General features: G+C 63.1%; 16 protein-coding genes. 12 read left to right on the top strand and 4 right to left on the bottom strand.

Translation table 11 applies throughout. The annotated features are described in order from the left end of the window. The first annotated feature begins 190 nt into the window (after nucleotides 1-190). Together D2E23_RS09710 and D2E23_RS09705 are read left to right on the top strand one after the other, a co-directional pair. Entirely contained in the window at nucleotides 191-2,461 is a 2,271-nt protein-coding gene (locus D2E23_RS09710; RefSeq protein WP_241227277.1) for an alpha-amylase family glycosyl hydrolase, read from the top strand. Nucleotides 2,462-2,691: 230 nt separating this feature from the next. Next, nucleotides 2,692-4,113 carry an LLM class flavin-dependent oxidoreductase gene (locus D2E23_RS09705; protein ID WP_206432032.1) on the top strand — a complete coding sequence of 474 codons (1,422 nt, stop codon included), beginning with the start codon at nucleotides 2,692-2,694 and terminating at the stop codon, nucleotides 4,111-4,113. Between the two features lie 125 nt (nucleotides 4,114-4,238). Here the strand turns inward: D2E23_RS09705 and D2E23_RS09700 are convergent, their stop codons facing one another. Then, the gene (locus D2E23_RS09700) at nucleotides 4,239-4,712 is read right to left on the bottom strand and encodes a hypothetical protein (protein ID WP_126030708.1); all 474 of its coding nucleotides are present in this window, start codon (nucleotides 4,710-4,712) and stop codon (nucleotides 4,239-4,241) included. Nucleotides 4,713-4,953: 241 nt separating this feature from the next. On the opposite strand from D2E23_RS09700, the gene D2E23_RS09695 reads away from it, so the two are divergent. From D2E23_RS09695 to D2E23_RS09670, 6 genes are all read left to right on the top strand, one after another. After that, nucleotides 4,954-6,777, top strand: coding sequence for an alpha-amylase family glycosyl hydrolase (locus D2E23_RS09695; RefSeq protein WP_126030707.1), 1,824 nt, complete (start codon nucleotides 4,954-4,956; stop codon nucleotides 6,775-6,777). Between the two features lie 225 nt (nucleotides 6,778-7,002). Next, complete coding sequence (gene phoA, locus D2E23_RS09690; protein ID WP_126030736.1) at nucleotides 7,003-9,144, top strand: alkaline phosphatase; 2,142 nt, start codon at nucleotides 7,003-7,005, stop codon at nucleotides 9,142-9,144. A 572-nt stretch (nucleotides 9,145-9,716) separates the two neighbouring features. Continuing rightward, nucleotides 9,717-11,606: a molecular chaperone DnaK gene (dnaK, locus tag D2E23_RS09685; RefSeq protein WP_126030706.1), complete on the top strand. Its 1,890-nt coding sequence runs from the start codon at nucleotides 9,717-9,719 to the stop codon at nucleotides 11,604-11,606. A gap of 2 nt (nucleotides 11,607-11,608) precedes the next feature. Then, the gene (gene grpE, locus D2E23_RS09680) at nucleotides 11,609-12,289 is read left to right on the top strand and encodes a nucleotide exchange factor GrpE (RefSeq protein ID WP_126030705.1); all 681 of its coding nucleotides are present in this window, start codon (nucleotides 11,609-11,611) and stop codon (nucleotides 12,287-12,289) included. A 193-nt stretch (nucleotides 12,290-12,482) separates the two neighbouring features. After that, the gene (locus D2E23_RS09675) at nucleotides 12,483-13,508 is read left to right on the top strand and encodes a DnaJ C-terminal domain-containing protein (protein WP_126030704.1); all 1,026 of its coding nucleotides are present in this window, start codon (nucleotides 12,483-12,485) and stop codon (nucleotides 13,506-13,508) included. Between the two features lie 384 nt (nucleotides 13,509-13,892). Continuing rightward, nucleotides 13,893-14,387 carry a heat shock protein transcriptional repressor HspR gene (locus tag D2E23_RS09670; protein ID WP_126030703.1) on the top strand — a complete coding sequence of 165 codons (495 nt, stop codon included), beginning with the start codon at nucleotides 13,893-13,895 and terminating at the stop codon, nucleotides 14,385-14,387. 110 nt (nucleotides 14,388-14,497) lie between these two features. On the opposite strand, the gene D2E23_RS09665 is transcribed toward D2E23_RS09670, so the two are convergent. Beyond that, nucleotides 14,498-15,589: a Fic family protein gene (locus D2E23_RS09665; RefSeq protein WP_126030702.1), complete on the bottom strand. Its 1,092-nt coding sequence runs from the start codon at nucleotides 15,587-15,589 to the stop codon at nucleotides 14,498-14,500. Nucleotides 15,590-15,992: 403 nt separating this feature from the next. Beyond that, nucleotides 15,993-17,033, bottom strand: coding sequence for a LacI family DNA-binding transcriptional regulator (locus D2E23_RS09660; RefSeq protein WP_126030701.1), 1,041 nt, complete (start codon nucleotides 17,031-17,033; stop codon nucleotides 15,993-15,995). A gap of 334 nt (nucleotides 17,034-17,367) precedes the next feature. On the opposite strand from D2E23_RS09660, the gene D2E23_RS09655 reads away from it, so the two are divergent. Together D2E23_RS09655 and D2E23_RS09650 are read left to right on the top strand one after the other, a co-directional pair. Beyond that, entirely contained in the window at nucleotides 17,368-19,371 is a 2,004-nt protein-coding gene (locus D2E23_RS09655; RefSeq protein ID WP_126030700.1) for a glycoside hydrolase family 127 protein, read from the top strand. A gap of 147 nt (nucleotides 19,372-19,518) precedes the next feature. Continuing rightward, nucleotides 19,519-20,940, top strand: coding sequence for an MFS transporter (locus D2E23_RS09650; RefSeq protein WP_126030699.1), 1,422 nt, complete (start codon nucleotides 19,519-19,521; stop codon nucleotides 20,938-20,940). 446 nt (nucleotides 20,941-21,386) lie between these two features. Here the strand turns inward: D2E23_RS09650 and D2E23_RS09645 are convergent, their stop codons facing one another. After that, on the bottom strand, nucleotides 21,387-22,880 hold the full coding sequence (locus tag D2E23_RS09645; protein ID WP_126030698.1) for an L-serine ammonia-lyase: 1,494 nt from the start codon (nucleotides 22,878-22,880) through the stop codon (nucleotides 21,387-21,389). A 429-nt stretch (nucleotides 22,881-23,309) separates the two neighbouring features. Between D2E23_RS09645 and D2E23_RS11650 the strand changes: the two genes are divergently transcribed. Together D2E23_RS11650 and D2E23_RS09640 are read left to right on the top strand one after the other, a co-directional pair. Continuing rightward, nucleotides 23,310-23,459: a hypothetical protein gene (locus D2E23_RS11650; RefSeq protein WP_164520774.1), complete on the top strand. Its 150-nt coding sequence runs from the start codon at nucleotides 23,310-23,312 to the stop codon at nucleotides 23,457-23,459. Nucleotides 23,460-23,676: 217 nt separating this feature from the next. Next, entirely contained in the window at nucleotides 23,677-24,660 is a 984-nt protein-coding gene (locus tag D2E23_RS09640; RefSeq protein ID WP_240541696.1) for a glycerophosphodiester phosphodiesterase family protein, read from the top strand. Nucleotides 24,661-24,745 lie beyond the last annotated feature (85 nt).

Below are 24,745 nucleotides of genomic sequence, written 5' to 3'. Positions count from 1 at the left end.
TACTCGCCATATCGTGCTGCGACACTTCAGAACTTGGAGATTGATGTCCGCATGCCCTCGGAATCACTTCAGAACTCGCGGATTGCCCGTATGAGTGCCTGTATGTAGGCGACGGCGAGCGAGCCGGCCCGGGTTCGGGACTGCTGGTAGATTGCTGGATAGATAAGCGATGTGCCAATGGGGGTGCCGTATGGGTGTTCTACCGGTTGATGAGCTGCCAGTGTATGCCGGCGACGATCTGGGCGCGATCCCCGACAGGTCCGGTCTCGGCACCACATTCCGCGTGTGGGCCCCGACCGCGGCCAACGTGGAGTTGCGGCTGTTCTACGAGGGCGGAGCCTGCGCGTCAGGCGTGTATGCAGAGGGCCCCGCTTCCGATGCGGATGCCTCGGACCGGCCATACGCCACCTATGCGATGAACCGCAACACCGCCGCCTCCCATACCTCCGGAGCCGCCTCCCATCCCGATGACGGCACCTGGACCATACACGTCGACGACGTGGGCCACGGCACCTACTACGACTACATGGTGCATTTCCCGAACGGCCGCGCGACCCGCACCGCCGACCCGTGGGCCCGGGCCGCCGGCGCGAACGGCCGACGCAGCATGGTCGTGGACCTGCGAAAGACCGACCCTGACGGCTGGGCCGTCGACCATTCCCCGAACACCCCGATGAGCGAGCTCGTGGTCTGGGAAACCCATGTCGGCGACTTCAGCAACGACCCCCACAGCGGCATCCCCGCCGAACATCGCGGCACCTATTTGGCGTTTACCCATCCCGACACGAGCGTGGACGGCGGCGGCGAGTTCCCCACATGCATGGCCTACCTGCGCCGACTGGGCGTCACCGCCGTGCAGCTCATGCCGATCTTCGACTTCGGTTCGGTGGACGAGGCCGCCGCCCGCGACGGCGATCCGCTCCGCCGCGCCTACAACTGGGGCTACGATCCTGTCAACTACAACGTTCCCGAAGGCTCGTACAGCACCGACCCGTTCGACGGTGCAACACGCATCCGCGAGTGCAAGCAAATGATCCAGGCATTGCACGCGAACGGTTTCAAAGTCATCATGGACGTGGTCTACAACCATATGTACTCCGCCGACAACTGGCTGGAGCGCATGGTGCCCGGCTATTTCTGCCGCAGCTACGCCGGGGGTGCGCTGTCCAACGGCTCCGGCTGCGGCAACGACATGGCGTCTGAGCGGCCGATGATGCGCAAGTACATCGTCGATTCCGTGGAGTACTGGGCGCGCGAATATCACATCGACGGCTTCCGGTTCGACCTCATGGGTCTGATGGACGTGGACACCATGAACGCGGTGCGCGCCCGCTTGGATTCGCTGCCTGGCGGCGCCGGAACGATCATATACGGCGAGCCATGGGCCGCCGACATGACCGCCGTCTCGCCCGATGTCGTGCTGGCCGGAAAACGTGGACTATCGCAACTCAATCCGCGCATCGGCTTCTTCAGCGACGACACGCGTGACGCCATCCGCGGCAACATCTTCCACCATCACAAGCCCGGCTACGTATCCGGCGCGGCCCGCGAGTTCGCGCCCGCCGTCCGCCATGCCGTCGATGCGTGGCGGGGCACGCAGGTCGAGGCCGCCAGCGTGGGGCAGTTCGTGCAATACGTGTCCGCACACGACGATCTGACGTTGTGGGACAAGCTCTGCATGGCCATGCGATCGGTGGCGTTCGGCCATACGGGCACACTCCACACCGACCACTCCGCCAATGCCGGTTCGTCCGGCGCCGCCGGTGCCGCTAATCCCGCCGATGCTAGCTCCGGCTCGTTCGACGCGGACGCCCGTCCGCCGGCGGACTCCGGCCTGGCCGGCATGAACGGTCTTGGCATGCTGAGCGGCGTATGGTCGGCCGCTGACTCCGGCCCGACGAACGCCGAATACGACGCCGACCCCAGCCTGACCGAGGACATCATGGAGGCGAACCGCATGGCAGCGGGCATCATCGCCACGTCGGCGGGCGTCCCGTTCATGCTGTCCGGCGAGGAGTTCGCACGCACCAAGCACGGCTGCGACAACTCGTACGACCGTTCCGCCGAACTCAACCGCTTGGACTGGCGTCGCGCGCGGCGGCTGAGCGATCTGGTGGACTACTATGCGGCGCTGATCCGTCTGCGCCGAAGCAACCCCGCGTATTTCGGCGGCCCCCGCATCGTGCCCGCGCGCGACGATTCCGTGGTCGTGTTCCGCGTGGGCAACGATTGCGTGACCGTCAACCCGACGCGGCAGACGGCATGGCAGACCGTGTCGGCGTTACGCGCCGTGCACGACTATGGTCAGTTCGCGCCGCTCGACGACTCCGCGTGGGAGTGCGTGTTCAGTTCGCGCGGTCCCGAGGCGTGCGGCGAGGCGAACTGGGCGAGCTACACCAAGGGGCATGAGCGGCAGATCGCCATCCCCCCGCGCGCCTTCTGCGTCTGGCGGAACGGCTGACCGGTCGGTGGTCGGCAAAGGAACGGCCGGCCGCCGAAACACGCTCGCGCGAAAGCACGCCGATTGATAAGCGCCGATAAGCAACGTCTATACGGCGTTTGGCGATTTCGCGGATCCCCATGCGTTCCGGAGCGGCATAATGACGGTATTCGCGGTACGCGCCGGGGGACGCGCGCGCCGATTTCGCCGAACGCATCCGCAGTGGGATGCCGCCATGAAAGGACGTCGTAGTGGGGATCAACGCCGCCAACGCCAGTGCCAGCAGCCAGGCCGACAATCAGTCCAAACGCCAGATTCATTTCAACGGATTCGTCAAGGACTGCGTGGGCCACCAGTCGTCCGGCATGTGGCGATACCCGGGTGACCGGTCGACGGAATACACGGACATCGACCATTGGATCGAACTGGCGAAACTGTTCGAACGCGGCAAGTTCGACGCGATGTTCATTGCCGATCTGGTCGGCTACTTCGACGTGTACGGCGGCAACGTGGACTCCGCGCTGCGTACCGCCTCGCAGCTGCCCATCAACGATCCGACCACGCTGGTGTCGGCGATGGCCGTGGCCACGCGGAACCTCGGATTCGGTGTGACGGCCGGCGTCTTCTACGAGCATCCGTACACGTTCGCGCGGCGCATGAGTTCGCTCGATCATTTGACGAAGGGCCGTGTGGGCTGGAACGTGGTGACCGGCTATCTGCCGTCCGCGCTGCGCAACATGGGTCAGAAGGACATTCCGCACGACAATCGCTACGACTACGCCGACGAATACCTCGACGTGCTGTACAAGCTGTGGGAGGGGTCGTGGGAGGACGACGCCGTGGTGAAGGACAAGGCCCACGACGTGTACGCCGACCCGGCGAAGGTGCACGAGATCAACCATCACGGCGAGTTCTTCGACGTGCCGGGCATCCACCTGTGCGAGCCGTCGCCGCAGCGCACGCCGGTGATCTTCCAGGCCGGCACCTCGCCGCGCGGCATCCGGTTCGCGGCCGAGAACGCCGAGGCGATCTTCGTGACCGGCCCCACGCCGGAGCTCGTCGCGCCGCAGGTGAAGAAGGTGCGTGACTCGCTCGAGGCCGCCGGCCGCGGACGCTACGATGCGCGTGTGCTCATGATGCTCACCGTGATCACCGGCAACACCGAGCAGGAGGCGTGGGACAAGTACCACGACTACGAGCGGTACGCGTCCACCGAGGGCGCGCTCACGCTGTACTCCGGCTGGATCGGCACCGATCTGTCGAAGTACGATCTCGACCAGCCGCTCGACGACATCGACTCCAACGCCATCCAGTCCACGGCGGCCAACATGCAGAAGGTGACCGGCGAGGACGGCAGGCGCTGGACGGTGCGCGACATCGCCGTGCGTCGTGCGATCGGCGGCAACAGTCCGGTGATCGTCGGCTCTGGCGAGCAGGTGGCCGACGAACTGCAGCGCATCGTCGAGCTGACCGACGTGGACGGGTTCAACCTCGCCTACGTGACGAACCCCGGCACGTTCGAGGACATCATCAATTACGTGGTGCCGATCCTGCAGGAGCGCGGCGTCTACCAGACCGAATACGCGCCGGGCACGCTGCGCAACAAGCTGTTCGGCAAGGGCGACTACCTCAACCCGAACCACCGCGGATACCAGTACAAGGTGTCGAAGTAGGCGCGGCGGCGTCCGAGCGTTTGATGGCGTCCGGGCGTTTGGCGTGATTCGATGGTCGGAACGCAACGAAGGACGGCTCGACTCGGTGTCGCAGCCGTCCTTCATGGCGCTTCGGGAAATCGTGTTTAGTAGGCGCCGATGACGATCTTGCTGATGAAGTCGAGGGTGGCGAGGCTGCCCAGAACCAGCAGGATGATCGAGATCACCCAGCCGCGGGGCGCCCTGAGCTTGACGCTTTGGGCGGATTCATTCGGACTGTAGGCGTTGCGTGCCCGATGGATCTGAACCGTTGCCAGAAGTGAGGCGACAAACATGAGCACGGCGAGGAAGTCGCCAAGGAAGAGGTTGAAGGCGGGGAGGATGAAGGCGAGCACCATCAGCGCCACGCTGATGAGGGTCCAGGTGTCCCACTGGCTGCTGCCGATCTTGATGGTGTACGGCAGGAACGCTGCCCAGGAATACTGTTCGCCGGACGGGCCGGTTGGGGCGGGGGACTGGTTGAAACCGTTCTGTCCATAAGGATTGCGGTTGCCCGGGTTCGATGGGGAAGCGCCGTTGGAAGTGCCGTTCTGGTACGGTCCGAAGTTCGTGTTGCTCATGATGCTGCCCTTCTTTGATCTGCCGGCATCGTCTTGACTCGTGTCTCGACGGTGCCGTCTTGTTTGCAGTTGCGTTCGTCGTCAATCGTGTGATCGCGAACTGCCCGGAATATGTTGCGGGCCGGTGCGGATCGGATACGAAAATCGTCATAGACGACCTGTTCGGCGCGATTTGGCAGTCGATACATTGACCGGCATGCGATAGGGTGGAGGCGGTGATCGTTCCGACGAAGGAGTCGACATGACAGAGAACACCGCGGAACAATGGCAACAGGAATGGCAGCAGTGGCAGCGTCGGCCTCGTCCGGCATGGCTGGAACAGGCCCGATTCTACGAGGTGTATCCGCAGAGTTTCCAGGACTCCAACGGCGACGGCATCGGCGATCTGCCCGGCCTGATCTCACGCCTCGACTACATCCGCGATCTGGGATGCAACGCGCTGTGGGTCAACCCGATCTACGATTCACCGTTCAAGGACGCCGGCTACGACGTACGCGACTACCGCACCGTCGCGCCCCGCTACGGCACGCTCGACGACGCCAGACGTCTGTTCGCTGAGGCGCACAAACGCGGCATGAGGGTCCTGCTCGATCTGATTCCCGGCCATACCAGCGAGGAGCACGCATGGTTCCAGGCCAGCGGCCGCGAGCGCCCTGAGGATCGTATGCTCGACGGCGTCAGCATGTCGGAACGCTACATCTGGACCGACTGTTGGATTTCCGGCGGCAACGGTCTGCCGTTCGTGGGCGGTGAGACCCCGCGCGACGGCACGTACATCCTCAACTTCTTCAAATGTCAGCCCGCGCTCAACTACGGGTTCGCTCACCCCTCCCAATCGTGGCAGAGGCCCGCGCTCGGCCCCGACGCGCTCGCCACATGCGATGCGATGGTCGACGTCATGCGTTTCTGGCTGGGTCTTGGCGCGGACGGCTTCCGCGTGGACATGGCCGACAGTCTCGTCAAGAACGACGATTCCGGCAAGCCGCTCACCAAACGCACCTGGCGATACATGTTCTCAAGGATCCGCCCCGAGTTTCCCGACGCCGCGTTTGTATCCGAATGGGGTCGGCCGTACGAGTCGCTTGACGCCGGATTCGACATGGACTTTTATCTGGACTGGCGTTGGGCTGGCAATCCGAACGGCTATAACATTCTGCTGCGCAATACCGATACGCCGATGGTCCGCGAGAATGATCGCAGCTATTTCAACGCTGATACGGGCGAATCGGTCCACGGTTTCCTCGATCAGTATCTGCCGCAGCTGCGTGACGCCGAACGGCTTGGCGGACTGTTCTGTCTGATCACCGGCAATCACGACACGCTGCGCGTCGGCCAGCGTCTGACCGAACGGGAGCTCAAACTCGCGTATGGCATGCTGCTGACCATGCCCGGCGCGCCGTTCGTCTACTACGGCGACGAGATCGGCATGCATTATCGTCGGCTGCCCACCAAGGAGGGCGGCTATGTGCGCACCGGCAGCCGCACGCCCATGCAGTGGGATTCCGGCGTGAACCGTGGCTTTTCCACCGCGCCGGCCGACTGTCTGTATCTGCCCATTAATCCGGCCGACGATGCGACGAACGTGGCCGATCAGCTGAGTCGTGACGATTCGCTCTGCTCGTGGGTTCGTCGTGTGCTTGCCATGCGCGCCGATTGCCGTGCGTTGGATTCCGGTGCCGCGTTCGACGTGATCGAGGCGCCGCATGTGGGGCGTCGGTTCGCGTATGTGCGCACTGTACGGACTGTGCCGAACGACGATCGCGGTGGCGACGGTGTCGTTGGCGTTGGCGGTGACGGTATTGTCGGCGATGGTGCGGAACCGTGCCGTGTGCTCGTGGCGCTCAACCCCGGCCATTATGTTGAACCGTTTGACTTGCCGCACGACGTGGCGTCTGGCGCAGCTGCCGGACTGCGGAACAACGCGACCGTCTCGATCAACGGCGACATGGCCGAGGGCTTTGCCGCCGACGGTGTCCGCACGATGCTGCGTCTGGGCGACGTGAGACTCGACGGCGCCACCCTAACCCTCGGTCCGCAAAGCTATCTGCTGCTGCGATTGGGATAGTGCCCGGTTAGTACTTGGTGAAGTGTTCGGCGGGCGTTCACCGTCCGTTGCCGAAGTTCATGTAGTGGTTGCCCGAGGGATGCCTTGCGGACGAATGACGGGCCTACCCTCGCGCACTAGGGAGCATTCCCTCGGCGGTTGCGTGGGTCAGGTGATGGCAAGGTTGGACATCACGATGAACGGCATACGCGATCCGTCGTATGAAGACGGAATTGAGGTATGGAAGTGAACACTCGCAAAGCTTTGAAGGGGACGGTCGCCGCGCTCATCGCGTCGGCCACGCTGTTCGGCTTCGCCGGTCTGGCCAACGCGGCCGACGGGCAGGGCGTCGAGCAGCTCAAGGAGCACGGCGCCGCGCAGCGCATCGCCGGCGTCTACGGCAACGCCACGGCCAAGAACGTCATCCTGTTCATCGGCGACGGCATGGGCGACTCCGAGATCACCGTGGCCCGCAACTACCTGCACGGTGTGAACGGCAGCTTCGACGGACTCGACAAGATCGGCCAGCCGAACCTGAACAAGGGCGTGGAGACCGGCACCGGCCAGTACACCACGTTCTCGCTGGGCAACAACTCCAACGATTCGCTGATGGCCAAGGACAAGAGCGGCAAGCTCACCGGCAGCAAGACCGCCGGCGTGATCACCCCCGTGACCGACTCCTCCGCCTCCGGCTCCGGCTGGGCCACCGGCACCAAGACCTACAACAACGCCGTGGACGTGGACGTCGAGGGCAACCCGCAGCTCAACCTGATCGAGCTCGCCAAGGCCGCCGGTAAGGCCACCGGCAACGTGACCACCGCCGAGATCCAGGACGCCACCCCGGCCGTGCTGGAATCCCACTCCTCCGAGCGCGCCTGCTACGGCCCGCAGGGCAAGTGGGACGGCACTGACAAGAACGGCGACGGCGTGGTGGACCTCAAGGACGCCGAGGCGGCCGGCATCGGCAGCTGCCTTTCCAACCAGCTCAAGGCCAATGGCGGCATCGGCTCCATCTCCGAGCAGCTGATCGACACCCGCGCCGACGTGACCATCGGCGGTGGCGCCAAGTACTTCAACCAGCTGGACCAGTCCGGCAAGACCCTGTGGCAGGACGCCGCTGATCAGGGCTTCCAGACCGTGAAGTCCGGTGACGTGGACGGCTTCAAGAACCTCGGCGAAGCCAACCAGGACAAGCCGGTCCTCGCCCTGCTCGGCGACGGCAACCTGCCCACCCAGTTCAACCCGTCCGTGGCCACCAAGCAGGATCCCGCCAAGGACGCCAACCCCACCGAGTGCACCGTGAACGACAAGTGGCTCGGCAAGAAGGGCGCCTCCCTGGCCGACTTCACCAGCAAGGCGATCGACCTGCTGCAGAACAACAAGAACGGCAAGGACAACGGCTACTTCCTGCAGGTCGAGGGCGCCTCGATCGACAAGCAGGACCACAACGCCAACGCCTGCGGCCAGATCGGCGAGACCGACGACCTCGACAAGGCCATCTCCGCCGCGCTCGGCAAGATCGACCTGAGCGACACCCTGGTCATCGTGACCGCCGACCACGCGCACACCAGCCAGATCGTGGAATCCCAGCCGATCTACGCGCTGAGCACCGTGCTGAAGAACCGTGACGGTTCCAAGACCACCATCTCCTACGGCACCTCCGAGGAGGACCTGTACGGCAACGGCACCGACACCAGCAACGACGTCGAGGGCAAGGCCGATCCGAGCAAGGCCCAGGGCAACATGAGCCACACCGGCACCCAGCTGCGCATCGCCGCCTCCGGCCCCGGCGCCTCCCGCGTCGACGGCCTGACCGATCAGACCGACAACTTCTACACCATCGGCCACGCGCTCGGCCTCGCCACCGACAAGGCCGATCAGGACAGGCTGTCCGACGGTGCGACCGTGACCGCCAAGGACAACAAGAACCAGGTGTTCGACATCGCCGGCTTCAACGGCGACGCCGTGCTCCGCTACGAGCTCAAGGACAAGGACGGCAAGGTCGTCTCCGCCTCCGACGCGAGCACCCCGCTGTCCGGCCTGCGCGTGAAGACCGCCGGCACGACCACGCTCGACCTGAGCAAGTTCATCACCTCCGACGCCCAGTACACGCTGACCGTGACCGGCCAGCAGTCCGGCAAGACCGTTGAGATCAAGGACTTCGCCGGCCCGAACGGCACCGAAGGCAACGGCGCGGCCGACGTGAACCCGAACGGTGGCGCGGCCGACAACGGCAAGCCCGTGGCCTCCGGCAAGGTGACCGCTCCGAAGCAGAACGGCGTGCTCGGCAAGACCGGCGCCACCGTGCTCGGCGTGGCCCTGCTCGCCCTGGCCCTGGTGGCCGGCGGTCTGGCCATCAAGTTCGCCAAGTCCCGCGACAACGCCTGATCCGATCAACTGATTCGATCCCGTGATCGGATCGTCCGACCGGATTTGCCGACGCCCTCTCCCATGTGTTGATTCGATGCGTGGGAAAGGGCGTTTTTCTATAGGAACGGGGTGCAGGACGGCGAGTGTAATGGAATCGGCCCGCGGCCGATGCGATGTTTTCCGCCTGCGGCGGGTCACCTCATCAGTCTCGCTTCGCTCGACAGCTTCCCCTCAAGGGGAAGCCGGCATATTGCAAGTGAAGCATTCCCGGGCAAGATCATAAGTATTGTTGCCTTCCCCTTGAGGGGAAGGTGTCGGCGCTAGCCGACGGATGAGGTGACCCGCCGCAGGCGGCCACACAGCATCGCCGCAGGCGATTCCAAAACAATCGAGCACATTTCCCAAAAATTTTTCCCGAGAATCCGGGAATAATAATTGGACTTCTAAAGTTGAGTGGTGTAGGCTCAAGTTTTGGAAAGCGAAAAAGCCTACCGGGCTTCGGTTGATCGACGCAGTCGGTCGCGGAAGGTCGCCGAGGCCGGAAGCTTGAGCGATAAACGTAGAACGAAACCTAACCATAGGAGGAAATTATGGGACGCGCAGTTGGTATTGATCTGGGAACCACGAATTCCTGCATCGCTACTCTTGAAGGTGGCCAGCCCACCGTTATCGTGAACGCCGAGGGCGCTCGCACCACGCCGTCCGTCGTGGCTTTCAGCAAGTCCGGTGAGATTCTGGTCGGCGAGGTCGCCAAGCGCCAGGCCGTGACGAACGTCGACCGCACTATCAGCTCCGTGAAGCGTCACATGGGCACCGACTGGACCGTCGAGATCGACGGCAAGAAGTGGACTCCGCAGGAGATCTCCGCTCAGGTGCTGATGAAGCTGAAGAGGGACGCAGAAGCCTACCTGGGTGAGCCGGTTACCGACGCCGTCATCACCTGCCCGGCCTACTTCAACGACGCCCAGCGTCAGGCCACCAAGGACGCCGGCAAGATCGCCGGCCTGAATGTGCTGCGTATCATCAACGAGCCGACCGCCGCCGCACTGGCCTACGGTCTTGAGAAGGGCAAGGAAGACGAGCGCATCCTGGTCTTCGACCTCGGTGGCGGCACTTTCGATGTCTCCCTGCTGGAGATCGGCAAGGACGACGATGGCTTCTCCACCATTCAGGTGCAGGCCACGAACGGCGACAACCGTCTGGGCGGCGACGACTGGGATCAGAAGATCATCGACTGGCTGGTCGGCGAAGTCAAGAACAAGTACGGTGTTGACCTGAGCAAGGACAAGATCGCCCTGCAGCGTCTGAAGGAAGCCGCCGAGCAGGCCAAGAAGGAGCTGTCCTCCTCGACCTCCACCAGCATTTCCATGCAGTACCTGGCCATGACGCCCGACGGCACTCCGGTGCACTTGGACGAGACCCTGACCCGTGCGCACTTCGAGGAAATGACCTCCGACCTGCTGGGTCGCTGCCGCACCCCGTTCAACAACGTGCTGTCCGACGCCGGCATCTCCGTGAGCCAGATCGACCACGTGGTGCTGGTGGGTGGCTCCACCCGTATGCCCGCCGTCAAGGAGCTCGTCAAGGAGCTCACCGGTGGTAAGGAAGCTAACCAGTCCGTGAACCCGGATGAGGTCGTGGCCGTCGGTGCCGCCGTGCAGTCCGGCGTCATCAAGGGCGACCGCAAGGATGTGCTGCTGATCGACGTGACCCCGCTTTCGCTGGGCATCGAGACCAAGGGCGGCATCATGACCAAGCTGATCGACCGCAACACCGCCATCCCGACCAAGCGCTCCGAGGTGTTCTCCACCGCCGAGGACAACCAGCCGTCCGTGCTGATCCAGGTCTACCAGGGCGAGCGTGAGTTCGCTCGCGACAACAAGCCGCTGGGCACCTTCGAGCTGACCGGCATCGCTCCGGCTCCGCGTGGCGTCCCGCAGATCGAGGTCACCTTCGACATCGACGCCAACGGCATCGTGCACGTGTCCGCCAAGGACAAGGGCACCGGCAAGGAGCAGTCGATGACCATCACCGGTGGTTCCGGCCTGCCCAAGGACGAAATCGACCGCATGGTCAAGGAAGCCGAAGCCCACGAGGCCGAGGACAAGAAGCGCAAGGAGGACGCCGAGGCCCGCAACCAGGCCGAGGCCTTCGCCTACCAGACCGAGAAGCTTGTCAACGACAACAAGGACAAGGTCTCCGACGAGGTCGCCAAGGAGGTCACCGACAAGGTGAACGCTCTGAAGGAAGCCCTGAAGGGTGACGACATCGAGAAGATCAAGAGCGCGCAGACCGAGCTTATGACCTCCGCCCAGAAGATCGGCGAGGCCCTGTACTCGCAGCAGGCCGCGGCCGGTGCCGCCGGCGCTGCCGGTGCGGGTGCCGCTGGCGCTGGCGCCGCCTCCAACAACAACGGTGGCGACGACGACGTGGTGGACGCCGAGGTCGTGGACGACGATGACGACAAGGACAACAAGTAATCATGTCTGAGTTCAACAAGGACGATTACCTGAACGACATGGAGGATGCCGAGTCGTTGAAGAACGACCCGGCATCCGCCGGCTCTGCCCCCGCTTCGGACGCTCCCTCCGACAAGGCCGCCGATTCGGCGGACGCTAAGACCGAAGGAGAGTCCGAGACCTCCAAGGACGCCCCCAAGGCCGATGCCAAGGCTGATTCCAAGGACGAGAAGGACGCCGATGCCTCCAAGGGCGACGACGACACCCTCACCCCGCTCGGCAAGGCCAAGAAGGAGGCCGCCGACTACCTCGAGGCCCTGCAGCGCGAGCGTGCGGAGTTCATCAACTACCGCAACCGCACCGCCAAGGAGAAGGACGTCTTCCGCCAGCATGGCATCATCGACGTGCTGACCGCTCTGCTGCCTGCGCTCGACGACATCGATCGCATCCGCGAGCACAGCGAGATGGACGACTCCTTCAAGGCCGTTGCGACCAAGATCGACAAGGCGTTCGAGAAGTTCGGCGTCGAGAAGTTCGGCGTGAAGGGCGAGGACTTCGACCCGACCAAGCATGAGGCGATCCTGCACCGTCCTGACCCGGCGGCCGAGAAGGAGACCGTCGACGCCGTGGTCGAGGCCGGCTATCGCATCGGCGATCGCGTGATCCGCGCCGCCCGTGTGGTCGTCGTCTCCCCGCAGAACTGAGCGCGCATTAGGATTCATGCTCCCTCCCGGGGAGGGAGCTGGCACGGCAAAGCCGTGACTGAGGGAGGGCTTCGGAACCATTCCGGAACCGATCCCTCCCTCAGTCGGACAAGTCCGACAGCTCCCTCCCAAGGAGGGAGCACCATAACAGTAGGAACATACCAAATCAACAGACTTTTGAAAGGAGACCTGAATGGCTGAGAATGAATGGCTGAACAAAGACTTCTACAAAGTCCTCGGTGTCTCCAAAGACGCTTCGGCCGAAGAGATCACCAAGGCCTACCGTAAGCTCGCCCGCAAATACCATCCCGATCTGAACAAGACCAAGGAGGCCGAGGAGAAGTTCAAGGACATCTCCGAGGCGTACGACGTGCTGAGCAACAAGGATCAGCGTCAGAAGTACGATGCGATCCGCCAGTTCGGCATGGGCGGGGCCCGCTTCGCAGGCGGCTCCGGTCAGGGCGGTTTCGACGCCAGCGGATTCTCCGACATCTTCGGTTCGATGTTCGGTGCGGGCGCCGGCGGCCCCGGCGGCTCGCGCATCCGCTTCTCCACGGGCGGCCAGGGCGGCCCGGACCTCAACGACATCTTCTCCGCGTTCGGTGGCGCGGCCGGCCAGCGTGCCGGCGGCTACGGCGCCGGCGGATACTCCTACGAGGAGCCGCCGAAGCCGGAACGCGGCAGGGACCGCAACTCCAAGATCACGCTGACGATGCGTCAGGCCGTGAAGGGCGCGACCGTGTCGCTGAGCATGGACGGCAGCAAGTTCAAGACGCACATCCCCGCCGGTGTGAAGGACGGGCAGAAGATCCGTCTGGCCGGCAAGGGTCATGCCGGACTGAACGGCGGATCGCATGGCGATCTGTACCTCACCGTGCACGTGAAGTCCGACGACACGTTCTCCATGCGTGGGCGCGACGTGGTGATGGACCTGCCGGTCACGATCTCCGAGGCCGCGCTTGGAGGCAAGGTCTCCGCGCGCGACATCGACGGCGACGTGGTGACGTTCAAGGTGCCGTCCGGTTCGTCCAGCGGTGCCGAAGTTCGGCTCAAGGGCAAGGGCGTGGCCAGCCCGAAGGGCAACGGCGATCTGATCGGCCGGATCATGATTCAGGTGCCCGGCTCGCTTGGCCTGCGCCAGAAGAAGGCCCTCAAGGACTTCGACAACCTCAGCGAGGACTTCAACGCCAAGGTGGCCGCCTCCCGCTCCGGCGAGTGAGCCGGTTCGGTAGGGGAGCGAATGGGGTCTTGACCTCTGTGCCGAGATGAGGCGGTGGCCTCTAAGGCTTGCGGAGGAAGCAGAGGCTTTCGCTGTGTCTCCCTCCCCTCAGTCGGCTGCGCCGCCAGCTCGTCCTGCAAGAATGGACGGCCTTTGGCCGCGATATCTGGCTCGCCTGTCGGCTCGCCTGAGTCCTATAAACGCCTCTGGCGTTTACTTCACGGACTCAGCCTCCCCGGAGGTGAGCCCAAACTCCTCGGGCTCCCCTCCTGAGGAGGGGAGCTGTCCGCAACGCGGACTGAGGGGAGGGATGCCCACCCGCAAGGCCCAAGTCCCCCCACCCAACACATGGACTATCGCAACATTTCGGAAAGAAGGTGAACCATGGCTAAGATCACGCCGAAGATTCGTCAGGCATACACGATGTGCGCTCAGGCGTTGGTACTTGGCCGAGTGAGCCTCGACACCGTCGATCAGATCGGGCTCAACGCCGACTTTCCGATTTTCAGCGTCGGTCGCGCCGCGGAACTGGCCGACATCCATCCGCAGACGCTGCGTCAGTACGATCGTCTGGGACTGATCGTGCCGCAGCGCACGCCGGGTGGCGCTCGCCGCTACTGTCTGCGCGACATCGACCGTCTGGCACAGGCCCAGCGCATGAGCCAGGAGGAATCGATCAATCTGGCCGGCATCACGCGCATCCTGCAGCTGATGGAGGAGAACCGTCAGCTCAAGCGCCAGAACCGTCAGCTGCGTCGTCGTATGGAAGGCAACGTGGTGTTCGAGGCCGCCGCCGACGGCGAGGTCATCGAAGTGCAGCGCGTACGTCGTTCCGCCGCACCCTACCGTCGCACGGTACTCCAGATCACCGCTCGCTGATCAACGTTTTCCGCGCATTCCAAGGCTCTTCACGATCCCCATCGATCGCGAAGAGCCTTTTATTTTCTGGGTGAACTATTAACGACGGGATTCTGAGATGCTCATTCCGATTATCGTTTTCTGACGTACCTCGTATTGCGTCCGGCGCCGATTTTCAGAATCTCACCTGCGTCGAGCAGCGATTTGAGTGTGCGCTCGATGGTGGAGACGCTGATATCGGGCAGTTGCGTACGGATGTCGGCCTTCGATATCGGAGACAATGTGCGATCGAGTAGGGCGGCGATTCGCTGTTCCTTCGTTGGCGTTCCCGTGCGGGTAGGCGTTCCGTTTCCATGACCATTGCTCGCACCGTTGAGCAGCGTGCCGACGCGTTCGTCGAATTCCTTGCATGCTCGGAGAATCACGCCAAGCAGGTAGTTGACGAATGGAGCGTAATCGTTGTCGTTGTCGTTCCATCCGCGGGTACTGGCCGCCAGTGCCTCATAGTAGGTGTCTTTGGACTGCTCGATGAGATGCTCGAGACTGATGTATTTGCCGACCATATAGCCGCTGCGATAGAGCAGTAGCAGTGTGAGCAAACGACTCATCCGTCCGTTGCCGTCGTTGAACGGATGGATGCAGGTGAAGTCGAATATGAACATGGCGATTGCGAGCAGCGGATCCGTATGCCCTTCATGCAGCGCCTCCGCATAGGCGGTGCAGGCGCGATCCACCAATTCCGGCGTGATGAGTGCGTTCGGTGGAGCGAAACGGATCGTACGGTTGCCATTGGCGTCGCGTTCGACGATGACGTTGTCACCGTCTTTAAAATGGCCGCCGAACGTCGGCGCGGTATGCCGGAACAGGTCGCGATGCAACTGCAGAATCACGCTTGGAGTCAATGGAATATAGTCGTGACTCTCGTGGATGGTGGCGAGTACGTCGCGGTATCCGGCGATCTCCTCCTCGGCGCGATTACGCGGTGTGACCTTTTCCATGACGAGTTCGCCGAGTCGTTTGTCGCTGGTGGAGATGCCCTCGATGCGATTGGACGCGTCGGTACTTTGAATTCGCGCGACGGTGGTCAGCGTATCCAATACGTCTGGGCGTATGGCCGCCGTTACGCTTTGCCGGCCCTTCGCCTCATGGATCGCCGTGAGAAGACTTGTGGTTTGCGGGGTGAGCAACGTCGTTGCCGCTTGTATGTAATCGAATTCCTTCATTTGGCGCCTCGCCTTTTCTGCTTTTCTGCCTCATGGGGTGGTTTTCTGCATCATATCGTACGAATATGATGCAGAAAAGCGGTGATGATGCAGAAAATGGTGCAGAAAATTCCGCGTTGCGATCGAGAACGAGGTAAGACGCGGTGAGACTCGGTGACCGGATTTGGTAGTCGGAATGAACATGGACTATCGCAACATTTTTGGTAGTCGGAGCGAACTTGGTAGTCCGAACGCGACATTGTGAGGGATAACACTTCTCCAAAACGTCGCGTTTCGACTACCAAGTTGGGAAATGTCACGTTTCGACTCCCAAGTTCGGTACGGAATGTCACGTTCGGACTACCAAACCCACCTACGTACCCGCACGGACGGCGCCAAGCCGAAATCGGCATGATCGGACCAGCTAGCGCTTGCGGAATATGCGGTCGGAATTGTCGAGTGCGGTGCGGCGCATCGGATCGGTGGATTCGCGCACGATCATCGGGCACTCCACGGCAAAGACGCCACGGTGCGGCCGTCCGTTGATCGCGTCGATCAGATACGTTGCGGCCATCTTGCCGATCAACGGAATGTTGTTGTCGAACGTGGTGAGCGTGGGATGCGAGTTCGAGCAGAACACGAACCAATTGTCGTGCCCGATCACCGCCACGTCCTGCGGTATGCGTTTCCCCGCGGCCAGCAGTCCGCGCACCGCGCCACGCGCGATCTCGTCGCTCAGACAGTAGATGCCGTCCAGATGCGGATGCCGATCAAGCAGTATCCGCGCGGATCGCTCGCCCCATTCCTCGCTCCACATGTCGAACAGCACTTCCACGGGGTGGAAATCGTAGAGCGTGAACGTGCGTTGTGCTCCTCGCGCGCGATCCTTCGCCGCTTGGAAATCCTCGGATCCGCCGATCACCGCGATGTAACGTCGGCCGAGCGAGAGCAGATATTCTATGGCCTGCGCGCCCGCCCCCACGTTGTCGCAGATGATGCTGCAGTCGTTCGGATCGGTCGACGGATCGTACGTGTACACGACGGGCAGTCCCATGGTGGTCGACGGTTTGAGCGGTGGCCGTGGATTCGTCGTGTCACCCACCACGATCAGCCCGTCCACGCCGCGCGCCGCCAGCTGATCGATGTGATTGCGTTCCAGATCGGCCCGACCGTGCGAACTCATCAGCAGCGCCGCGTGATTTGATGCGCCGAGCGTGCTCTCCGCACCGGTGAGCAGCGGCAGCGAGAACCGTCCGTTGTAGTCCGACGTGATCAGACCGACCAGGCCGGAACGCCTGTGCGTATCAGCGGTGGATTTGTGATAGCCGAGCCGTTGCGCGGTCGCGACCACCTGTCGCCGTGTGGCCGCCGATATGCGTCCCGTGCCGTTGAGCGCCTTCGACACCGTGGCCACCGACACATTCGCCGCGTTCGCCACGTCATGCAACGTCACCTTCTTCGGCATCGTCGCCTCTTTCCGTCGTAGTCATGTCGTCGCAGCCTCCACGATATGGGAAAATTTTCCCTTTCGCAACAACCGGGCACAAGGCGAAAAACGGTCTCTTAATATCACAGTCAACAGCAATCGCAGGGGCTGATCGATTGGGTTCCATGGCCGGGATTCCAGCGATCATGCTTCATGGGCGGACTCGATGGAGTAGTTTTCCGCCGATACGCAATGGCCAGACCATGGGGGAAGCTCTGCGAAAACCGCGACAACGAAACGATGGGACATCACGGGATCCGCGTATGCAAAATCGCATATGCGCGCAACCGTGAAACAATGAAAGGGCAGCTACATGAGCACGACGACAGTGAAGGTAACGTCGCCTTTCTGGACACGCTACCGCGAGAACGTGGCCAAGGAGGTCATCCCCTACCAGTGGTCGGTCATCAACGACGAACGTGAGATCGACATCCCCGAGGACCCCTCCGGCGCCAAGCAGGACATCGACAACCACTACAGCCGCGCCGTACGCAACCTGCGCATCGCGGCCGGCGACGAGGAAGGCCCGTTCAAGGGCTTCGTCTTCCAGGACTCCGACGTGTACAAGTGGCTCGAGGAGGCCGCCTACGCGCTCGCCTATACCAACGACGCCGATCTGCGCGAACTGTGCGATAGCCTTGTGGACCTGATCGCCCGCGCCCAGCGCGAGGACGGCTACCTCGACACCCCGTACATCATCAAGTCCGGCGCGTTCGAGACCCGCGAGCGCTTCACGCAGATCCAGCAGTCGCACGAGATGTACGTGATGGGCCATTACATCGAGGCGGCCGTGGCCTACTACGAGGTGACAGGCAACGAGCAGGCGCTCGATGTGGCGAGGAAGATGGCCGACTGTCTGGACGCCAACTTCGGCCCCGAGGACGGCAAGATCCACGGTTCCGACGGCCACCCGGAGATCGAGCTGGCGCTCGCGCGCCTCTACGAGGTGACCGGTGAGCAGCGCTATCTGACGTTGTCGAAGTTCTTCATCGACGTGCGTGGCCAAGATCCCGCGTTCTACGACAAGCAGAACGCGAAGATCGGCAACGGCTCCACCGACATCTTCCCGCAGATGCGCGGTTGGACGCACGAGTACACGCAGTCGGCCCGTCCGATCCGCCGGCAGCAGACCGCCGAGGGCCATGCCGTGCGCGTGGTGTATCTGCTCACCGCCGTGGCGCATGTGGCCCGTCTGACCAAGGACGCCGAACTTGTGGAAACCGCGCAGCGCCTATGGGAGGACATCGTTCGCCGTCGCATGTACATCACCGGCGGCATCGGCTCCACGCATATCGGTGAGGCGTTCACCTACGACTACGATCTGCCGAACGAGACCATGTACGGCGAGTCGTGCGCGTCCGTGGGCCTGAGTTTCGTGGCCCGTCAGATGCTCGACATCGCGCCGCGCGGCGAGTACGCCGACGTGCTGGAGAAGGAGATCTTCAACGGTGGCATCTCCGGCATCGCGCTCGACGGCAAGCACTTCTACTACGTGAATCCGCTCGAGGCCGATCCGAAGGCCAGCGCGCACAATCCCGATCAGGCGCATGTGCTCATGCACCGCGCCGAATGGTTCGGCTGCGCGTGCTGCCCGGCGAACATCGCCCGCTTCATCGCCTCGATCGACCGCTATCTGTACAACGTGCGCGAGTCCGACCGCACGATCGTCGCCCACCAGTTCATCGCCAACGAGGCGGAGTTCTTCGATGGCGTGAAGGTGGTGCAGGAGTCCGACTTCCCGTGGGACGGCGACGTTCGTTTCACGGTGACCGTGCCGAAGGGCGTTGAGGGCGTGAGGTTCTTGGTGCGCATCCCATCGTGGTCTGCCGGCCGGTACACGCTTACCGTGAACGGCGCCGACGCCGCCGATCTTCCGGTGAACGACGGATTCGTGACCGTCGAGGTCGCGTCCGGCACCGCCGTGGTGATCAGGCTCGGTCTGGACATGCGCGTGAAGTTCATGCGTTCCAAGAACGCCGTGCGTCAGGACGCCGGCAAGGTCGCCGTGATGCGCGGCCCGGTCGTGTACTGCGCCGAGGAGGCCGACAACGAGGGGCCGCTGTGGAACTACCGTCTGTCCGCGGCCGCGGTGTCCGGCGCCACCGCCGAATACCGTTCCGACGAGCTCGACGGCGTGACCGTGCTCACCGTTCCCGCCGCCAAGCGCGTGGACGAGGAGGCCGACGCCCCGCTGTATGCCGACGTGGCCGCCGGCATCGCCGCGCCGACACAGGCCACGTTGAAACTGATTCCGTACTACGCCTGGGCTAATCGCGAGGTCGGTCAAATGCAGGTGTGGTTCGACTCCGATTTCTGATTCGACGGATCCAATCCTCGATCATCATCCCTCCGATAATTCAAGATTTGCCCTCATCCCTCGCTCTTTTGCCGTTGTTCGAGCGGGGGTAAGGGGGCTCTATAACCCAATGGCACACTCATGCCACAATCAACGAAGAAGGAAACCATGAGCGCAACAACCAAGACCGCTTCGACCGCTTCGGCGATCAGGCTCACCACAAAGGAGAAGATCGCCTACTCCTTCACCGATATGGCGGGCAACCTGCTGTACGTGACGATCTCCTCGTACATCATGTACTTCTACACGAACGTGTTCCACATCCCGGCCGCCGGCGCGCTGGGCGCCGGCACCATCCTGCTGGTCGCACGCTTCGCCGACGCGATCTCCGCCGTGGTGTGGGGCTCCATCGTGGACCACACCAACACCAAGTGGGGCCAGAGCCGTCCGTGGTTCCTGTGGCTGTGCGTCCCGTTCGCCGTGACCGTGTTCATCGCGTTCACCGCTCCGAGTCTGCCCGACGGCGCGCCGAAGTTCTGGTACGCCCTGATCACCTACATTCTGGCCGCCGGCGCCGTCTACACCGGCATCCAGACCCCGATCACCGCCATCCTGCCGAACCTCACCGACGATCCGACCGAGCGCAACAACGCCAACTCGTTCCGTATGGCCGGCGGTCAGATCGGCTCCTTCATCACCTCGTCCTTCACCATCCCGCTGGTCGGCTGGTTCGGCGTGCATTTCGGCGGCGGTGACAAGACCGGCTTCATGATCGTCACCGCGATCTGGGGCATCGTCGCCATCGTGCTGCTGCTGTTCTCCTTCAAGAACCTCACCGAGCACAACTACCACCCCGAACTCAACAAGTCGATTCCGCTGAAGGATTCCCTCAAGGCCGCCAAGGGCAACTGGCCGTGGATCATCCTCGTGGTCGCCTTCCTCATCTACTGGATCGCCCAGTCCACCCGTAATGGTGTGTCCACCTACTACGCCCAGTACGTGCTCAACAACCGCGATCTCACCTCCCTCTTCAACGGCGTGCAGGTCGTCGGCCTGCTCGGCACCATCGCCATGCCGATCATCGCCAACAAGACCAAGAACAAGACCCTGACCATGCTCATCGGTCTCGCCATCGGCGGCATCGGCCAGGCCCTCATGCCGCTCGCCGGTCAGAACGTGCCGCTCCTGGTCGCCTTCTGGACCATCGGCGTGCTCGGCGCCGCCATCGCCATCGGTATGCCGTTCGGCATGCTGGCCGACACCGTCGACTACGGCGAGTGGAAGACCGGCGTGCACGCGGCCGGCTTCCTGACCGCCGTCGGCTCCGCCTTCTGCATCCAGGTCGGTTCCGGCTTCGGCGCCTTCCTGCCGCTGGAGATCATGGGTGCGGCCGGCTATGACGCGAACCTCGCGACCCAGTCGCAGTCCGCACAGGACGCCATCAGCTTCTGCTTCATCTGGCTGCCGATCATCGTCTACATCATCGTGGCCGTGATCATGCTCTTCTACCGTCGTTTCGAGAAGATGGAGCCGCAGATCAAGAAGGAGCTCGCCGAACGTCACGCCGCCGCCGCGGCTGCCGAAGCCTGATCCATCTGCCGTCGCTGCCAATCGACGCCTGCCCTGGCTGCTGATGTCCGACGGTTAGCAGCCAAACGTTGGTGCCGGATCGGTACCCAACCCTAGGAAACCAAGAAAAGGAGCCGCCTGTAAGACCAACTCTCCGTACTACATTGTTTTCGTTTCACGCCTTGAGGTGTCCCGCGGATATCAGTCGTCCGCGGGACACTTTTTGGCGTTTCCGGGCGCGGTCGTTGGGGACGGGCTGGTTTTGGTAGTCGGAACGAACATGGACTATCGCAACATTTCTTGGTAGTCGGAGCGAACTTGGTAGTCGAAACGCAACATTGTGAGGGGTAACAATCCTCCGAAACGTCACGTTTCGACTACCAAGTTGGAAAATGTCGCGTCTTGACTACCAAAACCGGATTCAGCGCCGGGGCGAGCGGGGGCAGACCACCCGGAGATTCGCTGGCTCAGCATTCGGTTACGTTGACGGCGAGGCCGCCTTCCGACGTCTCCTTATATTTGCTCATCATGTCGCGGCCGGTCTCCTTCATGGTGCGGATGGCGGAGTCGAGCGAGACGATGTGCGAGCCGTTGCCGAGCAGTGCCATGCGTGCCGCATTGATGGCGGTGTTGGCGGCCATGGCGTTGCGCTCGATGCAGGGGATCTGCACGAGTCCGCCGATCGGATCGCAGGTGAGGCCGAGATTGTGTTCGATGCCGATCTCCGCCGCGTTCTCGATCTGATGCGGCGTGCCACCGAGTACTGCACACAGTCCCGCCGCCGCCATCGAGCACGCCGAGCCGACCTCGCCCTGGCAGCCGACCTCGGCGCCGGAGATCGACGCGTTGCGCTTGAACAGATATCCCACGGCGGTGGCGGTAAGCAGAAAATCGCAGACGCCGTCCAGACTCGCACCTTCGGTGAGCCACCAGTAGTAGTGCAGCACGGCGGGGATGATGCCGGCCGAACCGTTCGTCGGCGCAGTCACGATGCGACCGCCGCCGGCGTTCTCCTCGCTCACGGCCAGCGCGAACAGATCCACCCACTCGCCGTCCGACGCGTTTTCATGGAATGTTTCACGTGAAACATTCCCCTCGAAAATATCGTGCCCACGCGGACGAAGACGTTGATACAACGGTGCTGCGCGGCGTGGAACATTAAGCCCTCCGGGCAGTGTTTTCACAGTACTCGTGCACCCATTGATCACGCAGTCGCGCATGGTCTTCCACACGTGAAACATCGCCGCGCGCGTCTCCTCGGCCGGGCGTATTGCCGCTTCATTGCGCCGCATGATCTCCGCGATGGAACACCGCTCCCGATCGCACATGGCCAACAGTTCCGCCGCCGACGTAAACGGATACGGCACGGTCGACCCATCGTCGGCACCACCGCCACGCTCGCCGCTCCCGGAACCGCCGCCCACGCCAGGCGCCACGCTCGTGCTGTCGGTGCGCCGGGCCGCGCGCTTCTGCGCCTCGCGCTGCCGCAGCAGCTCCTCCTCGTACGCAATGAACCCGCCACCGATCGAATAGATCACCGCGGATGCGATCACATGCCCCTTGGCATCCAACGCCTGAAACTCCATACGATTCGGATGCAAACGCGGCGCATGCCACGTATTGAACTCGATGTCGTCACGTGCGAACGGCACCTCATGCACGCCGGCCAGCGTCACCGAACCGCGCTCACTGCACCGATCCAGATCATGCAGCACATCCTGTGGATCCACCGTCTCCGGACGTTTGCCTTCCAGCCCGGCCAGCACCGCTCGATCAGTGCCATGACCCAGTCCGGTCTGCGCCAGCGATCCCGACAGCACCACGCGCACGCGATTCGTATGGTCGAGAATCTCGCGCTCGTGTAGCGACGTCACGAACTCGCATGCCGCGCGCATGGGACCCACGGTATGCGACGACGACGGTCCGATGCCAGTCGAAAACATGTCCGTTACGCTCAGCATCGTGCCTCCTTCAGGGTGGGTCGGACCGGTCGGCAGGCCCGGAAAGGTATGAGGTCCGTCGACTTCGGCACAAGCATAAACGACCAACGCAACGGCGACTGTTACGAACAGACGCGCGAATGTCGCCAGGTGATTCGGTGATGGTGACGGAGGTGGTGATGGTAGTGCCGGTGGTGGCGGCGGTGACGGCGCCGAGCGGTTGAGTGCCGGCACTGGAATCGGGCCGCGTGCATTCGATTACGTTTCGGCATGGATTCACAACGGACCGTACTCGGATGAGACGTTTCGGTTACGATGCGTTCGTAACGCATGACGGAACGTACTCGAACGCGCCTCTTCGGTTACGTTCCGTTGACGGTTCTCGACGGAACGTACTCATGAACATCGTTCCGATTACGTTCCGATGAAGTTCCGTGATGGACCGTAATCGTGGCCGCGATCGGTGATGATGCCGCGAGCGGCGATATGCGCGATATTGAAGATTCGGTGTGCGTCGGGCGTCGTGCCGAATTTGGCGGCTTGTCGCACTGGGTGTTGTGCGCGGTTTGGGCGATAATGACGGGAAGAAACGTCGTCTGATCCGTCGTGTTCGACACCATGGGGAGCGCTCCGCGGGTCGTTGAAACGGATGATGCGGACGACTGCGGTCAGGCTGAAAACGGCCAGTCAGGAGGTACCGATGTCGCGTAGGGCAAAGACGGTTGCGGTTCGATCGGCAAAACTCGCCAAGCATGGCAGGGGATTGGGGGGATTCGGCCTCGGTGCGTTGTTCCGCAACGCCGTGATCACCGGAGGCATGGCCGCCGGAATCGGCGCATGGGCGTTGGCCCCGCGCTCGCGCATCGAGACCCGCCGCTATCGTGTGCCGTCCATTCCGTACGTGCACTACGCGCATCGCGGACTGCACGACGCCGGTTCCGGACTGTCCGTCGGCACGGTGAGCGAGCGCTGCGCGTACGTGGATCTCGCCCGGCGCAGCGCGCTCAAGGCCGGCTATGGCAGCGCCGACTTCGACGGTCCGATCGCGCCGGAGAACTCGCTCGCTTCGTTCGCGGCCGCGCGTGAGGCCGGGTATGGCATCGAACTTGATCTGCAGTTGACGCGCGACGGTCAGGTGGTGGTCGTGCATGATGCCGATCTCAAGCGTGTGGCCGGCGATCCGCGGAAGATCAAGGATCTGACCTACGACGAGCTGACTCGTATTCCGTTGTTCCCCGATCCGGCCAAGCCGGGCGACGCCGTGGCGGCCACGCGCGCCGACGGCAAGTGGGATGAGAAGCCGGCCGGCTACTACCAGCATGTGCCGCTGTTCTCCGACGTGCTCGCTGTGGTGGGCGGGCGTGTGCCGATCATCGTGGAGTACAAGTTCGACGGCTACGGTTGGGATGATTCCTGCGAGGAGCTGATGCGGAAGGGTTCCGAGCTGCTGGCCGCGTACGACGGACCGTACGTGATCGAGTCGTTCCATCCGAGTGCCGTGCGTTGGTACCGGCAGCACTGCCCCGAGGTGAACCGCGGACAGCTGGCGGAGGAGGGCAATCCGGCCAAGAACTGGAAGGATTGGCTGTGCGGCCTGCTCGTGTTCAACTGGCTGGGGCGCCCGGATTTCGTGGCCTATGACTGGCATGGCGGCGACAGCGCCCAGGTGCGGTTCGCGCGCAAGCTCGGCGCGACCACCGTGTCGTGGACGGTGCGTAGTTCCGTGGAATTCCAGCGGTCCGCGCCGTACTTCGATCACATGATCTTCGAGGCGTTCGTGCCCGGAGCCCCCGCGAAGTAGGGGAGCGGGGTGGGGCGGATCCCTCCCTCAGTACGGCTTCGCCGTCCGGCTCCCTCCCATGGAGGGAGCACACTGCATACCCGCG

The organism is Bifidobacterium callimiconis (genome assembly GCF_003952005.1).
In the GTDB taxonomy this organism is placed as follows: Bacteria; Actinomycetota; Actinomycetes; order Actinomycetales; family Bifidobacteriaceae; genus Galliscardovia; species Galliscardovia callimiconis.
Note: the sequence above shows the minus strand (reverse complement) of the source record. Positions and strands in the feature narration are given on the sequence as shown.

Excerpts from the sequence above, each read along its gene's own strand:
- D2E23_RS09670 (WP_126030703.1), top strand. The coding sequence starts at position 13,893 with ATGGCTAAGATCACGCCGAAGATTCGTCAGGCATACACGATGTGCGCT.
- D2E23_RS09640 (WP_240541696.1), top strand. The coding sequence starts at position 23,677 with ATGGCCGCCGGAATCGGCGCATGGGCGTTGGCCCCGCGCTCGCGCATC.
- D2E23_RS09710 (WP_241227277.1), top strand. The coding sequence starts at position 191 with ATGGGTGTTCTACCGGTTGATGAGCTGCCAGTGTATGCCGGCGACGAT.
- D2E23_RS09650 (WP_126030699.1), top strand. The coding sequence starts at position 19,519 with ATGAGCGCAACAACCAAGACCGCTTCGACCGCTTCGGCGATCAGGCTC.
- D2E23_RS09695 (WP_126030707.1), top strand. The coding sequence starts at position 4,954 with ATGACAGAGAACACCGCGGAACAATGGCAACAGGAATGGCAGCAGTGG.
- D2E23_RS09655 (WP_126030700.1), top strand. The coding sequence starts at position 17,368 with ATGAGCACGACGACAGTGAAGGTAACGTCGCCTTTCTGGACACGCTAC.
- D2E23_RS09700 (WP_126030708.1), bottom strand. The coding sequence starts at position 4,712 with ATGAGCAACACGAACTTCGGACCGTACCAGAACGGCACTTCCAACGGC.
- dnaK (WP_126030706.1), top strand. The coding sequence starts at position 9,717 with ATGGGACGCGCAGTTGGTATTGATCTGGGAACCACGAATTCCTGCATC.
- D2E23_RS09660 (WP_126030701.1), bottom strand. The coding sequence starts at position 17,033 with ATGCCGAAGAAGGTGACGTTGCATGACGTGGCGAACGCGGCGAATGTG.
- grpE (WP_126030705.1), top strand. The coding sequence starts at position 11,609 with ATGTCTGAGTTCAACAAGGACGATTACCTGAACGACATGGAGGATGCC.
- D2E23_RS09665 (WP_126030702.1), bottom strand. The coding sequence starts at position 15,589 with ATGAAGGAATTCGATTACATACAAGCGGCAACGACGTTGCTCACCCCG.
- D2E23_RS09675 (WP_126030704.1), top strand. The coding sequence starts at position 12,483 with ATGGCTGAGAATGAATGGCTGAACAAAGACTTCTACAAAGTCCTCGGT.
- D2E23_RS09645 (WP_126030698.1), bottom strand. The coding sequence starts at position 22,880 with ATGCTGAGCGTAACGGACATGTTTTCGACTGGCATCGGACCGTCGTCG.